Origin of the sequence: Ferrovibrio sp., from assembly GCF_019636075.1 — a bacterium.
Lineage (GTDB): Bacteria > Pseudomonadota > Alphaproteobacteria > Ferrovibrionales > Ferrovibrionaceae > Ferrovibrio.
The window spans coordinates 1-13,821 of sequence record NZ_JAHBYG010000015.1 but is presented as its reverse complement, the minus strand read 5'-3'; the positions used below and the strand labels follow the sequence as shown (position 1 = coordinate 13,821).

Annotated in this window: 15 protein-coding genes and 1 tRNA gene; 5 read left to right on the top strand and 11 right to left on the bottom strand. The window is 63.9% G+C overall.

Annotation, left to right across the window (positions count from 1 at the left end; all coding sequences use genetic code 11):
• Window positions 1-43 precede the first annotated feature (43 nt).
• Window positions 44-496 (top strand): hypothetical protein, encoded by a 453-nt coding sequence (locus tag KF827_RS08555; protein WP_291003427.1) that lies wholly within the window; start codon window positions 44-46, stop codon window positions 494-496.
• 51 nt (window positions 497-547) lie between these two features.
• Window positions 548-2,422, top strand: coding sequence for an adenylate/guanylate cyclase domain-containing protein (locus KF827_RS08550; protein ID WP_291003424.1), 1,875 nt, complete (start codon window positions 548-550; stop codon window positions 2,420-2,422).
• 2 nt (window positions 2,423-2,424) lie between these two features.
• Here KF827_RS08550 and KF827_RS08545 read toward each other — a convergent pair whose 3' ends face one another.
• Window positions 2,425-3,933 carry a 3-hydroxyacyl-CoA dehydrogenase gene (locus tag KF827_RS08545; protein WP_291003421.1) on the bottom strand — a complete coding sequence of 503 codons (1,509 nt, stop codon included), beginning with the start codon at window positions 3,931-3,933 and terminating at the stop codon, window positions 2,425-2,427.
• Between the two features lie 167 nt (window positions 3,934-4,100).
• Between KF827_RS08545 and KF827_RS08540 the strand changes: the two genes are divergently transcribed.
• Window positions 4,101-4,553 carry an Hsp20 family protein gene (locus tag KF827_RS08540; RefSeq protein WP_291003419.1) on the top strand — a complete coding sequence of 151 codons (453 nt, stop codon included), beginning with the start codon at window positions 4,101-4,103 and terminating at the stop codon, window positions 4,551-4,553.
• A 59-nt stretch (window positions 4,554-4,612) separates the two neighbouring features.
• Complete coding sequence (locus KF827_RS08535) at window positions 4,613-4,837, top strand: DUF1150 family protein (protein WP_291003416.1); 225 nt, start codon at window positions 4,613-4,615, stop codon at window positions 4,835-4,837.
• A gap of 80 nt (window positions 4,838-4,917) precedes the next feature.
• On the opposite strand, the gene ptsN is transcribed toward KF827_RS08535, so the two are convergent.
• The 10 genes from ptsN to KF827_RS08485 all read right to left on the bottom strand — a co-directional run bounded on the left by ptsN (window position 4,918) and on the right by KF827_RS08485 (window position 12,389).
• On the bottom strand, window positions 4,918-5,382 hold the full coding sequence (gene ptsN / locus KF827_RS08530; RefSeq protein ID WP_291003413.1) for a PTS IIA-like nitrogen regulatory protein PtsN: 465 nt from the start codon (window positions 5,380-5,382) through the stop codon (window positions 4,918-4,920).
• Between the two features lie 40 nt (window positions 5,383-5,422).
• Complete coding sequence (gene raiA / locus KF827_RS08525; protein WP_291003410.1) at window positions 5,423-5,749, bottom strand: ribosome-associated translation inhibitor RaiA; 327 nt, start codon at window positions 5,747-5,749, stop codon at window positions 5,423-5,425.
• Window positions 5,750-5,978: 229 nt separating this feature from the next.
• On the bottom strand, window positions 5,979-6,620 hold the full coding sequence (gene can, locus KF827_RS08520) for a carbonate dehydratase (RefSeq protein WP_291003407.1): 642 nt from the start codon (window positions 6,618-6,620) through the stop codon (window positions 5,979-5,981).
• Window positions 6,621-6,644: 24 nt separating this feature from the next.
• Window positions 6,645-8,216 carry an RNA polymerase factor sigma-54 gene (rpoN, locus tag KF827_RS08515; protein WP_291003404.1) on the bottom strand — a complete coding sequence of 524 codons (1,572 nt, stop codon included), beginning with the start codon at window positions 8,214-8,216 and terminating at the stop codon, window positions 6,645-6,647.
• A gap of 13 nt (window positions 8,217-8,229) precedes the next feature.
• A complete protein-coding gene (gene lptB, locus KF827_RS08510) occupies window positions 8,230-9,057 on the bottom strand; it encodes an LPS export ABC transporter ATP-binding protein (protein ID WP_291003401.1) in 828 nt (275 codons plus the stop codon).
• A complete protein-coding gene (locus KF827_RS08505; protein ID WP_291003398.1) occupies window positions 9,054-9,701 on the bottom strand; it encodes an LptA/OstA family protein in 648 nt (215 codons plus the stop codon). The genes lptB and KF827_RS08505 overlap by 4 nt, the downstream gene beginning before the upstream one ends.
• 5 nt (window positions 9,702-9,706) lie before the next feature.
• Window positions 9,707-10,402, bottom strand: coding sequence for an LPS export ABC transporter periplasmic protein LptC (gene lptC / locus KF827_RS08500; protein ID WP_291003395.1), 696 nt, complete (start codon window positions 10,400-10,402; stop codon window positions 9,707-9,709).
• Window positions 10,399-11,379, bottom strand: a complete 981-nt coding sequence (locus KF827_RS08495; RefSeq protein WP_291003392.1) for a KpsF/GutQ family sugar-phosphate isomerase — start codon at window positions 11,377-11,379, stop codon at window positions 10,399-10,401. Before KF827_RS08495 ends, lptC begins: the two co-directional genes overlap by 4 nt.
• 263 nt (window positions 11,380-11,642) lie before the next feature.
• Complete coding sequence (locus KF827_RS08490) at window positions 11,643-12,257, bottom strand: ribonuclease D (protein ID WP_291003389.1); 615 nt, start codon at window positions 12,255-12,257, stop codon at window positions 11,643-11,645.
• A 45-nt stretch (window positions 12,258-12,302) separates the two neighbouring features.
• A tRNA-Leu gene (locus tag KF827_RS08485) sits at window positions 12,303-12,389 on the bottom strand.
• 203 nt (window positions 12,390-12,592) lie between these two features.
• Between KF827_RS08485 and KF827_RS08480 the strand changes: the two genes are divergently transcribed.
• Window positions 12,593-13,720 (top strand): NAD(P)/FAD-dependent oxidoreductase, encoded by a 1,128-nt coding sequence (locus KF827_RS08480; protein ID WP_291003386.1) that lies wholly within the window; start codon window positions 12,593-12,595, stop codon window positions 13,718-13,720.
• Window positions 13,721-13,821 lie beyond the last annotated feature (101 nt).

Here is a 13,821-nt window from a genome sequence, read left to right as displayed (position 1 = left end):
AGGCAAAGCCAGAAACGGCTTATCCGCCATTGCGAGAACCGCCATGACCCGCCATCGCCTCTCCGCCCTGTTCTGCCTGATGCTGCTGCCCCTGCTCGGCGCCTGTTCGTCGCCGTTGCCGGATGCCGGCACCAATGCCGCGCTCGGCCTGGGCGCAGGCGTTGCGGTCAATCGCGTGGAAAAGCGCTACGATGTCGAATGCAGCATCTTCAATATCCTCGAAGCCGGCGAATATTGCGTGTCGCGCTTCAAACCCACCGACCGCGACGAAGTGCATTGCTTCAAGAGCCTGGGCGGCGTGGATTGTTATGCCGACCGCGATCCCTATCTGCTGGCCGGCCGCTCGCTGCCCGCGGCGCCGCGCACCCTGGCCGACCCGCCGATGCCGATGCGTCCGCCGGAAAACCGGCTGGACAAGGTGATCGACCGGCTGGAAGCCAATCCGTCTCCGATACAGCAGCAACAGCAGCCACAGGCGGCGCAATCGCAGCAGTAAGCGTGACGCCGCTCACACGCATGCGGGCAAATGCCGTGCTATAGTCACGGCATGGAAAACGTCTCCGGAAAAGCCCCCATCAAAGGCACTGGCCATCGCGAGCAAACCTGGACCTGGCATCTGCCGGTGCCGCCGGATGAACTCTGGCCGTTGCTTTCCGATACAGCGCGGATGAACGAGGCGCTCGGCACGCCGCGTTATAACGTGGAAGAAATCGCCCAACCCGATGGTTCGGTGCGCCGCCATGCCCGCGCCGATTACAAGGGCGTGAAGGTGGAATGGGACGACCGGCCCTATGAATGGGTGGCCGGGCGCAGCTTCCGCAACATGCGGCTATTCGAGCGTGGGCCGCTGGCCTATTTCGGCATCGACCTGCTGATCGAACCGGATGGCGATGCGGCCAGCAAGCTGACCTACACGATCCATGTGGCGCCGCGCGGCTTGCTCGGGCGCTTTCTGATTCTCACCGGCCTGCTGCGCAAATCCGGCGCCGCCATCGAGACGATGGTACGACAGGCCGCCGATCACGCACGCGGCCTGCGTCCGCTGGTGTTCGATTATCAACCGCCCGCGCCGCCGCCCGGCGCGACCGAACGCCTGCAAGCCTTGAGCAACGAACTGGCCGCCGGGGATTATGCCCATGGCCTGGCCGGCAGGCTGGCCGAAACGATTTCCACCGCGCAGGAAGTGGATCTCATCCGGCTGCGCCCGCGCCGGCTGGCGGAAGCCTGGCATGCGCCGTTGCGCAATGTCGTGGAACTCTGCCTGGATGCCACGCGGCGCGGCCTGCTCACCATGAGCTGGAACCTGCTCTGCCCACGCTGCGGCGGGGCCAAGACCCAGCTGGCAACGCTGGACAAGCTGCCGCGCGGCGCCCATTGCCCATCCTGCAACATCGATTACGAACGCGACTTCACCCGCAATGTGGAAATCTCGTTCCAGCCGGCAGCCAGTCTGCGGCCGCTGAGCCTGGGCGAATTCTGCATGGGCGGTCCGCATGTGTCGCGCCATATCTGCGTGCAGCAGCATCTGGCGCCGGGCGAAACCCGGCTGGTGGAAGCCGACCTGCCGGCGGGTGAATACCGTATCCGCGCGCTGCAGCCGGGCGGCGAGAGCATCATCCATCACCTGGGCGGCGCATTTCCGGCCATCATGGCCGCCGATGATGGCGAAAGCTTCGGCGTCACGCCCGGGGCGCCGGCCCCCGATGGCCAGGTGCGCATGGTGAATGAAAGCCGCCGCATGCTGTCGCTGGTGATCGAAAGCCGCGAATGGCGCCGCGATGCACTGACCGCCCATGAAGTGACCACCCTGCAGGCCTTCCGCGATCTGCTGCCCGAGCAGGTGCTGCATCCCGGCGAGGATGTGGGCATCGATCATGTGACTTTGATGTTCACCGATCTGGAAGGCTCGACCGCGCTGTATGAGCGCATGGGCGATGGCGCCGCCTATCGCATGGTGCGCCGGCATTTCGCCTATCTGGCCGAAGTGGTGCGCGATTACGATGGCGCACTGGTGAAAACCATCGGCGATGCGGTGATGGCAGCCTTTGCCGATCCGGCCCAGGCGGTGCGTGCCGCACTGGCGGTGCAGGGCGGTATCGACAAGCTGAACCGCAAATACCACATCAAGACCGCACGCGAAGGCAAGCCGGTGACCGAGGCGGTGATCCTGAAAATGGGCCTGCATGCCGGCCGCTGCATCGCGGTGAATTTGAACAACCGCCTGGATTATTTCGGCTCCACGGTGAACCTTGCCGCCCGCCTGCAAGGCAAGAGCCGCGGCGGCGAGATCGTGCTATCCGAAGCCCTGGCGCAAGACCCTGCCGTGCAGCCGCTGTTGAAGGACCGCAACGCCCGGGCCGAAAGCGCCGAATTGAAAGGCTTCGATCAGCCGGTGCCGTTCCTGCGCCTGCGCGCGGGCTAGGCTCAATCCTCCGTCAGCGCCGACAAGCCGAGCTGGGCGCGACGGCGCAGCCACAGGCTGGGCCGATAGCGATCATCGCCGGTGATGCTTTGCAGCTGGCTGAGAATCTCCAGCACCGCGCCAGGGCCGATCCGATCGGTAAGCGCCAGCGGGCCCAGCGGATAATTCAGGCCCAGCATCATGCCCTTGTCGATATCGGCGGGCGAGGCCACGCGGATCTGCGCCATTTCGCAGCCCAGATTGGCCACCATGGCGGCGATGCGCTGGGCGATGAAACCCGGCGAATCTAAAATCGTGCAGACCTTGCGTCCGGCAGCGATGAATTGCGCCACCAGGCCATCGCGCAAGGCACGCACCGCGCCCGGCGCCTGCATCAGGGTGAGGCGCTGATCGGTGCGGCCGGTCAGATCGAGGCCGAACAGCCGGCGGTGATCGAAGCCGCGCCGCGCCGCGTAGGACGAGATATCCTCGCCCAACGGCGCGCAGAGAATGGGGCTCTGGCCATCGTCGAAGCCCGATACCTCGAAACCCAGGCCGCGCAGCAATTCGGCCAGCGCATCGTCATCCTCGGCCAGCGCCACCTTGGTGATGGGCGCGGATTCGGATACCGCGTCGGCACTGGGAACCTCGCCCTTGCCGCCCTCGCCATAGCGGAAAAAGCCCTGCCCGCTCTTGCGGCCGAACTGGCCGCTCTCCGCCATGGATTGATGCAGCGGCGATGTGGCCAGGCGGCGATCGTAGAAATAGCCTTCATGGATGATCTGGCTGACCGGGAAATTCACATCCATGCCGGTGAGATCCATCAACTCGAACGGCCCCATCCGGAAGCCCCACACATCGCGCATCACCGCATCCACCTGGGCCGGCGTGGCCACGCCTTCCGATACGATGCGCAAGGCTTCCTGGGTATAGGCCCTGCCGCCCAGATTGACCAGGAAGCCCGGGCTATCCTGCACCACCACGGGGACGCGCCCCATGCGTTCGCCCACCTTCACCAGCGCGGCGATGGTGGCATCCGATGTGGCGGGCGCGCGGATCACTTCCACCAGCTTCATCAGCGGCACCGGGTTGAAGAAATGCAGCCCGGCAATGCGTTCGCGATGCTTGCAGCTGCGCGCGATCGAGGCGATGCGCAGCGACGAGGTGTTGGTGGCCAGCAGCGCATCGGGGCGCAGGATGGCTTCCAGCTTGCCGAACAATTCCTGCTTCACGGCGAGATTTTCGATAATGGCTTCCACCGCCAAATCGGCGGGCGCCAATGCTTCCAGGCTGTCGGCCACCGCCAGCCGGGCCTTGGCGGCATCGGCATCGGCGGCAGGCAAGCGGCCCTTGGCCACCAGGCTATCGAGCTGCGCCTTGATCGCCTCGGCTGCCTTGGCGGCGGCACCATTCATGGCATCGAACAGCAGCACATTCATGCCACCCTGGATGCTCACCTGGGCAATGCCACGCCCCATGGCGCCGGCGCCGATGACTGCCACGGTATCGATTGCCGCACCCTGTCCGCCCACTGCCAATTCCTCCCTGCAAACCTTTGAAGCAAAGCGTTGAATCTTCGTGCCCGTATCCTGCCGGGATGGGGCTTGAACCGCAAGGGCGGACACCCCATGTCATTATGCATGGCGGGGTGCCTTTTGGGCCCCGGCAATCGGAACTCGCTTTCACAAGGGGTTTATCCATGTCGCGCCTGTCGCTGTTTTCCAGCCCGCTGCTGTTGGGCTTCGATCACATGGAACGCATGATCGAACGTGCCGGCAAAGCCGGCAGCGATGGTTATCCCCCCTATAACATCGAGCAGACCGGCGAAGACGGCCTGCGCATCACCCTGGCCGTGGCCGGCTTCACCATGAACGACCTGAGCGTTTTGGTTGAAGACAACCAGTTGATCCTGCGCGGCAAGCAGGCCGACGACAAGGACCGCGTGTATGTGCATCGCGGCATCGCGGCCCGGCAATTCCAGCGCGTATTCGTACTGGCCGAGGGGATCGAGGTAACGGGCGCCAGCCTGGCCAATGGCCTGCTGCATATCGACCTGATCCGGCCGAAACCGCAGCAACAGATTCGTCAGATCAAGATTCGCGATGGCGGCGCCGAAGACGGGCCGCTCGGTGTCAATACCGGTCGCGGGTGAATGGCCGCTGAGCAATCAGGGCCCAGTAAACGTACCTGTGTCGCGTAAAGGAGGCAGTCATGCCCGACCATGTTTTCAAGAATTCCGCCATCCAGCTCTCGCCGGAGGATTTCGCCAATCTCGGCGCTCCGGTGCTGGCTTATGTGCGGCCGATCGAAACCCCGGAAGGCGCCGCCTTCGGCATCTTCTCCGCCAGCGGCCAGCCGCTCGGCGTGGCGCCGGAACGCGAGCTTGCCTTCGCCGCAGCACTCCAGCACGAATTGCAGCCGGTCAGCATTCAGTGAGGTGATCCTGCCGCCCCGTCATGCGGCTTGAGCCGCCCCGCCATGCGGCTTGAGCCGCGTGCTATGGGTCAGGGCGCGGCTCAAGCCGCGTGGCTGGCCGGGGTGTCGGTGAGCAGGGCGAAGATCGCATCGGCGCCATCGGCGCCGCGCAGCTTCTCGCACATGGTCTTGTCGCGCAGCAGACGCGAAACCCGGGCCAGTGCCTTCAGATGATCCGCGCCGGCGGATTCCGGCGCCAGCAGCAGGAACATCAGATCCACCGGCATTTCGTCGATGGAATCGAAATCGATCGGGCGCTCCACGCGGGCGAACAGGCCATGCAGCTTGTTCAGGCCGCCCAGCCGGCCATGCGGAATGGCAATGCCATTGCCCACGCCGGTGGTGCCCAGCCGCTCGCGCTCCAGCAGGGTATCGAAAATCTGCCGCTCATGCAGGCCGGTGATGCGCGCCGCGCGCGCCGCCAGTTCCTGCAAGGCCTGCTTCTTGCTGTTGGCCTTGAGATTGGCGATGACGCCATCGGCACTCAGCAGATCGTGAATTTCCATGGATGGGTAGCCTCCGCGGCTGACGGACAGGCAGGATTTTTCAATCCTGCTCGACGAGTCCGGGTTTGCCGGCGTGATGATTGCGGCGCTTGCGCTTGTCGCGCCGAACCTGCTTGGCGAGTTTCTCCAGCGCCAGATCGAAACTGGCATAGATTTCCGCGTCCTCGGCATCGGCCTGCATGTCGATATTGGTGCCGACATGCACCGAGCAATGGCAGCGGTACATGCTGCCTTCCCGGCTGAATACAACGCCTGCCTCTACGGCATTTTCCATATACTTGGTGATCGCGGCGTTTAGTTTTTCGGTGACATGGCTGCGCAACGCATCGCCAAGATCCACCTGCTTACCCGAGATAAGGATTTTCATGATCAGCCGTTATCCGATTTATACGTTCGGTGCGGTTCAATAATCCCACTGGGCACGATCCTACACCGATGTTGCCTGGAAACAATATTGTAACGCCAAGCCCTATCTGCAAGATCGTTTGCACGCCGGAAGGATGCGGCGGGGGCGGACCATAGAGAAGCTGCCGCCCCCTGTCAACGCAGGCTAAAGCATTGAACTGGCGTGGTTAATATTGAGCGCGCGGCAGACGTTAAGGTTTGCTGGGCAAGGTGCGGTGAATCGCCTCGAGGCGTTCGGGGCCATCCACCGTGCACTCCATGTCGCGCACCAGGCCATTGGAGATGCCGTAAACCCAGCCATGCACCTTCAGCGGCTGGCCACGGCTCCAGGCATTCTGCACGATGGTGGTCTTTGCCACATTGATCACCTGCTCGCGCACATTGAGTTCGCACATCAGGTTGAGGCGCTTGTATTCATCAATGATGGCATCCAGGTCGTCGCGGTTTTTCTCGTAGATATCGCGGATCGGCCGCAACCAATGATCGATCAGACCAAGCTGCTCGGGCCGCATCGCCGCGCGCACGCCGCCGCAGCCATAATGGCCGGTCACGATGATATGCTTCACCTTGAGGAACTCGACCGCATATTGCAGCACTGCCAGACAGTTCATGTCCGCAGGGTGCACCAGGTTGGCGACATTGCGATGCACGAACAGCTCGCCCGGATCGAGGCCGCAGATTTCATTGGCCGGCACCCGGCTATCGGCACAGCCGATCCACAGGAAATCCGGATTCTGCTGCGCGGTAAGACGATCGAAAAAACCCGGATCGGCCTTCAGCTTGCCGATCGCCCAGGCCCGGTTATTCTCAAACAGCCGTTCCATATCCGACATGCCAACCCCTCGAATGCCACGGTTTCAGCCGACCGGAAGCAATCCTGCCTTCTTCAGCCGGCGGCGCTCCACCGACGAGGAGATATTCATCGCCTCGCGGTATTTCGCAACCGTGCGGCGGGCGATATCCACGCCCTTGCCGGCAAGGATTTCCACGATCTTGTCATCCGACAACACATCCTCGGCACTCTCGCTATCGATCAGATCCTTGATGCGATGGCGGATGGCCTCGGCGGAGAAACTATCTCCACCATCCGTGGCGCCAATGGAAGCGGTAAAGAAATACTTCATTTCAAAAATGCCGCGCGGCGTGGCGATAGTCTTGTTCGACGTAACGCGGCTGACCGTGCTTTCATGCATCTCGATGGCTTCCGCCACCGATTTCAGATTCAGCGGTTTCAGATGGTCCACGCCCAGGCGCAGAAAGGCTTCCTGCTGGCGCACGATCTCGCTGGCCACCTTCAGAATCGTCTGCGCGCGCTGATCCAGCGACTTCACCAGCCAGTTGGCCGAATTCAGGCAATCGGAAAGATAGGTCTTGGTGGCCTTCTCGCGTTCCTTGTCAGTGCTGCCATTGCCCGCGCCGTTGCCGCCCTGCTTGGCCGAACGCGCCACCTTGGCGTAATAGCGGGTATTCACCAGCACGCGCGGCAGGGTGTCGTTGTTCAATTCCACCAGCCAGGCGCCATCCGGCCCGCGCCGCACGAATACATCGGGGATCAAGGTCTGCACCGGCTCGCCGCCGAACATCAGGCCGGGCTTGGGGTTCAGCGCGCGGATTTCCTTGATCATGTCGGTCAGGTCTTCCTGATCGACGCCGCAGATTTTCAACAGGCCGGGAATATCGCGCTTGGCCAGCAATTCCAGGTGATCCAGCAAGGCCTGCATGGCGGGATCGAGCCGGTCGCGGTCGCGCAATTGCAGCGCCAGGCATTCCTTCAGGCTGCGGGCGAACACACCCACCGGCTCGATGGTCTGCAATTTCGCAAGCACCGCTTCCACCGCCGCTTCCGGCGCGCCCAGGCGCTCGGCCAGTTCGGCCAACGGCTCGGTGAGATAGCCGGCCTCGTCCAGGCTGTCGATCAGCGCCTGGCCGATCAGCCGGTCGGTGGCCGAAACCGGGATCAGGCGCCATTGCTCCTGCGCATGGTCGCGCAACGAAAGCTGTTCGGAGAGGGTCTGCTCCAGCGAGGATTCGCCATCCTCGAAACGCATGTCGCCGCCGCGCCCCTGCATCGGGCTGTCGCCGCTGCCGACATAGCCATCCACCACCGCATCCATCGCGCTATCGTTGGTGAAGGTGTTGTCGTGATCGGCGTCGATGGCCTCATTGGCGGCGCCCACGCTGGCATCGCTGCCAAGATCCAGGCGCGCGGCATCGGGTTCGCCCTCGGTCACCTCGAAGGGGTCGCGCCCATCCTCGCCGCCGCCCTCGCCATCCAGCCGCTCCAGCAGCGGATTGCGCTCGAGTTCCTGTTCCACATAGGTGGTGAGTTCGAGATTGGATAATTGCAGCAGCTTTATCGCCTGCTGCAATTGCGGCGTCATCACCAGGGCTTGGCCCTGGCGTAATTCCAGGCGGGGGCCGATAGCCATCCGCCGCTACCCCCTACCAGCTAAAGCGTTCGCCGAGATACACCCGGCGCACGTTTTCATCGGCCACGATCTCGTTGGGCGAGCCCTCCATCAGCACCTTGCCATCATGCAGGATATAGGCCCGGTCGATCAGATCGAGGGTTTCGCGCACATTGTGATCGGTGATCAGCACGCCGATGCCGCGATCCTTGAGATGCGACACCAATTCGCGGATTTCGCCCACCGCAATCGGGTCGATGCCGGCCAGCGGTTCGTCCATCAGCATGAAGCCGGGGCGCGTGGCCAGTGCACGGGCGATTTCGCAACGCCGCCGCTCGCCGCCCGAAAGCGCCAGCGCCGGCGTGCGGCGCAGGTGGCTGATGGAAAATTCCGCCAGCAGATCTTCCAGCGCGGCATCGCGCTTGTCCGGCTCGGATTCCACCAGTTCCAGCACGGCACGGATATTCTGTTCCACGGTGAGACCGCGAAAGATCGAGGCTTCCTGCGGCAGATAGCCCATGCCAAGCCGCGCGCGGCGATACATCGGCAGCCCGGTGATATCGGCGCCATCCAGGGTGATCGAGCCGTGATCGGCGGTGATCAGCCCGGTGATGATATAGAAGCAGGTGGTCTTGCCGGCGCCGTTGGGCCCCAGCAGGCCCACCGCCTCGCCGCGCTGCACGCTCAGCGACACATCGCGCAGCACCGGGCGCTTCTTGAAGCTTTTGCCCAGGCGATGGGCGGCCAGGCCCACATTGGGATTTTCAGCCACCAGGCGTGGCCCACCTGAACTGGGCCCACCTGAACTGGGCCCACCTGAATTGGACCCGCCCGTATTGCCACCACCGATGGGCGCGATCATTGCGCACCCGATTGGAAAACGCCGCGCACGCGGCCACCGGCCGGCGCGGTGCAGGTGCTCTTGCCGGTATCCTGCTGCATGGTCACCACATCACAGCGCAATACGCTGCCTTTCTGCGTCAGCAGCACATCGCCGCGCATCACCACCAGTTTCTTCTGCACGTCGTAATCGGCATAGGTGCCCTGGGCCTGTTCGGTGGGCGAGGAGATGAACACCTTGCCCTTGGCCTCGATCCGGGTGATGGCGCCCATATCGGGCCCGCCAGCCCCAGCACCAGAACCGCCGCCGCCAGCCTGCTGCTGCGCGGGCCGCTGTTGCGCGGGGGCATTGGCGCGCTGCTGCCCGGCCTGCTGCCCGGCCTGCTGCCCGCGCTGCTGGCTGGCCTGCGCATTGCCCTGGTTGTTGTCGCGGTAATGTACGTAAAGCTCGTCCGAGCGCAGCCGCATATCGCCCTGCACCACATCCACATTGCCTTTGAAGATGGCAAGCTGGCGATCCTGGAACACTTCCAGGGTGTCGGAAGCAATTTCGATCGGCTGGTTGTTATTCTGCCGGTTGCCGAGATTCATCTGTGCCGATGCAGACACCGCGCCGAAGGCGGTGAGCGAGGCAGCAGCAACGAGGCAGCGGAATAGATGGGGCATTGCGTTCATCCCGATTGGCCGCGCGGATGGAGCGTGGTTTTCACGCCATTGATGAAGACGATGGTTTTGCCTTTGTCGTAAACCCGGATGCCATTGGCGCGGATCGCCCCCAGGCCGGTATGGCCCCACACCTTGTCGTCGCTGGCCACCGTGCCGGCATTGAGATCCACCTCGGCCACCAGGCCGTGGAATTCATAGCCGCGATCGCCGAACACGTTGATATCGCCATGCAGCGTCAGCAGCTTGGAAACATCGTGGTACAGGCCGGTCTTGGCCGTGAGCGAGAGCCAGCCGCCATCGGTGAGTGCGATATCGGCGGCCACGTTATCCATGGTCACCTGCTTGGCATCGTCGGCATCCTGCACCGCGCGATCGGCGGTCACCACATAGGGCTGGCCCTTGCCGTCGATGCCGCGAAAGCGCGGATTGTTCATCACCAGCGCCAGTTCCTGGGTTTCGATGCTGGAATACGACAGCCGGAAACCGCCCTCGCGGCGGGTTAGCTGCGGCCAGGCAGCCATCACGCCCACCAGCGCCACGGCGCAAAGCGGCAGCACGAATTTCATGAAGCGCACGAAACCGCGGCGCTGCTTGGGCTGTTTGATGCTTTGGCCGAAATTCTGCGCCAGGCGTGCACGCACGCCAGCGCCGTCCTCTCCCGAGGCCGCCGCCGGAATGGTGTTGCCAGGCTCCGCCGTCATGTGATTCCCGCCCGCACGCAATCGTGCATATGCAGGATGCCCACCGGCCGGCCATTCTCCACCGCGAAGAAGGCCATGATGCGGCGCTTGTTCATCTCGCGCAAAGCTTCCACGCCAAGCTGATTGGGCGTGATGGTGGCGGGCGAACGCGTCATCACGTCTTCCACCTTGCGCGACAGCAGATCGCCCTGGATATGGCGGCGCAGATCGCCATCGGTGACGATGCCCAGCAGCCGGCCCTTGTCGCGCCCCTGCCTGCCCACGATGCCGATGCAGCCGAAGCTGCGGCCGGTCATCTGCACCAGGGCCTCGCGCATGCCGGTGCCCAGCGGCACCAGCGGCATGGCGGCGCCGGTATGCATCAGATCCTTCACCTTCACCAACTGGCTGCCCAGCTTGCCGCCGGGATGGAAGCCGTGGAAATCCTCGCGCGTGAAGCCCTTGCGTTCCAGCAACGCCACCGCCAGCGCATCGCCCAAAGCCAGCATCATCGTGGTGGATGTGGTGGGCGCCATGCCGATCGAGCAGGCCTCCTGCACCGGCGGCAGCAGCAGCAGCACATCGCTGGCCTGGCCCAGCGCCGAGCGCGCGCCTGCGGTGATACCGATCAGCGGAATGGCGAAACGCTTGGCATGGGCGATCAGGTCGGCCAGCTCTTTGGTTTCGCCGGAATTGGACAGGCAGATCAGCGTATCGCCGGGCATCACCATGCCCAGATCGCCATGGCTGGCCTCGCCCGGATGCACGAACATGGATGGCGTGCCGGTGGAGGCCATGGTGGCGGCGATCTTGCGCGCCACATGGCCGGACTTGCCCATGCCGGAAACGATCACGCGGGCATAGGCGCCCTCGCCGCCCACCCGCGCCAGCACATCCACCGCCCGGGTGAAACCGCCATCCAGCGCAGCCGCCAACGCCGCCAGGCCGTTGGCCTCGGTAAGCAGCACACGGCGTGCCACGCGCACATCGTCATTCACCGCTGCCTTCGCAGGCGGCGCGGTTTTAGCGGATGTACGGCGCTTTCCGGCCGGCTTTGCGCCAGCCACTGAGACGGTTTTACGCTTGGACATACCCACGCGGGTGCGGTTCCCTAACAAGATTCGTGCCAACTTATGGCCGGAGTATGGTCAAGCCGGGCCGAAATTGCAAACCGCCAGACCGGGTTGCGACACCGTTTGCGGCGATTTTCCACAGCGCCCGGCAGCCGGGGCCAAGTCTTTGGATTTTTGGGGATTTCGCCTCAATGGGCGAAAATATCCTCGTCCGGCCAGCCGGCCAGGTCCAGCGCCGCCCGGGCGGGCAGGAAATCGAAACAGGCCTGGGCCAGCTCGGTCCGGCCCTCGCGGGCCAGCATGCCGTCCAGCACCTCTTTCAGGCGATGCAGATGCAGCACATCGGAGGCCGCATAGCGCTGCTGCGCCTCGCTGAGCAGCGGCGCGCCCCAATCCGAGCTTTGCTCCTGCTTGGAGATTTCCACCCCGATCAGGTCGCGGCAGAGATCTTTCAGGCCATGGCGGTCGGTGAAGGTGCGCACCAGGCGCGAGGCGGTGCGAGTGCAATAAACCGGCCGGCAATCCACACCGAGATAATGCTTGATGGCGGCCAGATCGAAGCGCGCGAAATGGAACAGCTTCAGCACTTTGGGATCGGCCAGCAGGCGCTTCAAATTCGGCGCGGCATACCCCAAGCCGGCACCGAAGCGCACCAGATGGGCCGAACCATCGCCATTGGAAAGCTGCACCAGGCAAAGCCGGTCGCGCGCCGTGCGCAAACCCATGGTCTCGGTATCCACCGCCACCGAGGCGCCAAGATCGAGACCGTCGGGCAGATCGCCCTGATGCAGATGAATGGCCATGGGGAAAGCCGCCAGGCTGAAAGGAAAATCTATCGTCTTCGGAAATGGTGCCCAGGATAAGACTCGAACTTACACGACCTTTCGGTCACTAGCACCTGAAGCTAGCGCGTCTACCAATTCCGCCACCTGGGCATGGCCGGCCTATAGGGCCGGTCGAGGGCGGTGTGATACGGAAAGCCGCCCCCCAAGTCAAGCCCCAGTCAGGGCCGGCCGGCAGGAAAGCAAAAGATTCGTGGCCCCGCCCGGCGAGGCCTCCGGCTGTCCCGCTTTTGGCGGGTTGCAGCCACGGGCCACAGCCCGCAAACTGCGGCCTTGCAGTATCTCCGAGGAATGCAATGGATAGCGTGGAATGCCTGGTGATCGGGGCCGGCGTGGTGGGGCTGGCGGTGGCGCGCAGCCTGGCCCGGCAGGGCCGCGAGGTGGTGATCCTGGAAGCCGCCGACGCCTTCGGCACCGAAACCTCGTCGCGCAATTCCGAAGTGATCCATGCCGGCATCTATTATGCCAAGGACAGCCTGAAGGCGCGGTTTTGCGTGGCCGGGCGCGAGGCTTTGTATGCCTATTGCCAGCAACGCGGCGTGGAGGCGCGGCGCTGCGGCAAGCTGATCGTGGCCACCGATGACAGCCAGATCGCCGAGTTGCAGGCGCTGAAGGCCAAGGCGGAAGCCAATGGCGTGCTGGATCTGCGCTGGCTGAGCGCGGATGAGGCCATCGCGCTGGAGCCGCACTTGCATTGCACGGGCGCGCTGCTTTCGCCCTCCACCGGTATTATCGACAGCCATGGCCTGATGCTGGCCTATCTGGGCGAGGCGGAAGCGCATGGCGCCATGCTGGCGCTGAACAGCCCGATCCTGCGCGGGCGCGCGCTGCAAGGCGGCGGCTTCGAGATCGAGACCGGCGGCGAGGCGCCGATGCAACTGCGCTGCAAGCTGCTGGTGAATGCCGCCGGCCTGCTTGCCCAGGATGTGGCTGCCCGTATCGAGGGATTGCGCGCAGGCAGCGTGCCGCCCAGCTTCTATGCCAAGGGCAATTACTTCGTGCTATCCGGCATCAAGCCGCCGTTTTCGCGGCTGATCTACCCGGTACCCGAGCCGGGCGGATTGGGCACCCATGTCACCATCGATCTCGGCGGGCAGATGCGCTTCGGCCCCGATGTGGAATGGATCGAACGCAATGCCGATGGCAGCTTCGCCTATGCGGTGGACTCGACGCGCGGCGAAAAATTCTATGCCGCCGTGCGGCGCTATTGGCCCGGCTTGCCCGATGGCGCCATCCAGCCCGGCTATTCCGGCATTCGCCCCAAACTCAGTCGTGCCGGCGGCAAGGCGGAAGATTTCGTGATCCAGGGCGCGGATCAACATAATGCGCTCGGCTTGGTCAATCTGTTCGGTATTGAAAGCCCGGGCCTCACCGCTTCGCTGGCGATCGGCGAGCATGTGGCCCAGCTGTTGGAAACTGTGTGAGCGTTGGAGACAGTGTGATGAGCGATAGCGTGCGGTGCGTTCTGGATGCCAAGGCCAGCCTGGGCGAATGCCCGATCTGGTCGGTGACTGACGCCAGGCTT

Bases quoted from the DNA above. Each gene is read 5' to 3' on its own strand.
- ptsN (WP_291003413.1), bottom strand. From the start codon at position 5,382: ATGGAAATTCACGATCTGCTGAGTGCCGATGGCGTCATCGCCAATCTC.
- raiA (WP_291003410.1), bottom strand. From the start codon at position 5,749: ATGAAAATCCTTATCTCGGGTAAGCAGGTGGATCTTGGCGATGCGTTG.
- KF827_RS08540 (WP_291003419.1), top strand. From the start codon at position 4,101: ATGTCGCGCCTGTCGCTGTTTTCCAGCCCGCTGCTGTTGGGCTTCGAT.
- lptC (WP_291003395.1), bottom strand. From the start codon at position 10,402: ATGACGGCGGAGCCTGGCAACACCATTCCGGCGGCGGCCTCGGGAGAG.
- KF827_RS08535 (WP_291003416.1), top strand. From the start codon at position 4,613: ATGCCCGACCATGTTTTCAAGAATTCCGCCATCCAGCTCTCGCCGGAG.
- KF827_RS08505 (WP_291003398.1), bottom strand. From the start codon at position 9,701: ATGCCCCATCTATTCCGCTGCCTCGTTGCTGCTGCCTCGCTCACCGCC.
- KF827_RS08555 (WP_291003427.1), top strand. From the start codon at position 44: ATGACCCGCCATCGCCTCTCCGCCCTGTTCTGCCTGATGCTGCTGCCC.
- KF827_RS08550 (WP_291003424.1), top strand. From the start codon at position 548: ATGGAAAACGTCTCCGGAAAAGCCCCCATCAAAGGCACTGGCCATCGC.
- rpoN (WP_291003404.1), bottom strand. From the start codon at position 8,216: ATGGCTATCGGCCCCCGCCTGGAATTACGCCAGGGCCAAGCCCTGGTG.
- can (WP_291003407.1), bottom strand. From the start codon at position 6,620: ATGTCGGATATGGAACGGCTGTTTGAGAATAACCGGGCCTGGGCGATC.
- KF827_RS08480 (WP_291003386.1), top strand. From the start codon at position 12,593: ATGGATAGCGTGGAATGCCTGGTGATCGGGGCCGGCGTGGTGGGGCTG.
- lptB (WP_291003401.1), bottom strand. From the start codon at position 9,057: ATGATCGCGCCCATCGGTGGTGGCAATACGGGCGGGTCCAATTCAGGT.
- KF827_RS08490 (WP_291003389.1), bottom strand. From the start codon at position 12,257: ATGGCCATTCATCTGCATCAGGGCGATCTGCCCGACGGTCTCGATCTT.